Consider the following 572-nt stretch of genomic DNA (forward strand, 5'->3'; position numbering starts at 1 on the left):
TCAGTGGACAAAATTTTGAGACATCTACAATCATCGGTAATGAGGCATGTGGGCATGAGTCATCGTTTGCAACGTGTCCCAGCAACACATTCCTGGTCAGCGGTGGGTATACCTTATCAAGTTGGCCATACGATGCTGTCGCAGCAAACTCATATAACTCACCTGATGCATCGTATCCGGATCCTGCTAATAATCGTTGGAAAGTTAATGGTACAGGTAGTGAGCGTCGAGTCTGTTTTAAGGCTATTGCACTATGCGCTAACAAATGAAGTCTTTCAGAAGTGGCCTACAGAGTCGGCCACTTCTCAGGCGATTGGCAGATCTTGATCATGTGCATCAGTAACTGCTGTCGCCGGTATTCTGTTACCACTTGAAGCAGTCTATTTTCAGCCAGTTACCGTTATTCCAGTATTTCCAATATCCGTCTTCAACATATAAATTGAAGCTTCCTGTTCGAGTGTTCCCCCATTTGTTCCAGCCATTTATGGTGCAAAAATAATCTTCAAACGAGGCGATTTGTCCCCCACTTCCAGTGACAGTGAAATAATCTTTATCTCTTTCGAATGCATTTT

Annotated in this window: 1 protein-coding gene; it reads right to left on the reverse strand. The window is 43.7% G+C overall.

Annotated features, from left to right (window positions below; all coding sequences use genetic code 11):
- Nucleotides 1-363: 363 nt before the first annotated feature.
- On the reverse strand, nt 364-572 hold a 209-nt coding region (locus NC856_RS17685; protein ID WP_404802343.1), incomplete at its 5' end, for a hypothetical protein.

The organism is Brenneria izbisi, assembly GCF_025840185.1.
GTDB lineage: Bacteria > Pseudomonadota > Gammaproteobacteria > Enterobacterales > Enterobacteriaceae > Brenneria > Brenneria izbisi.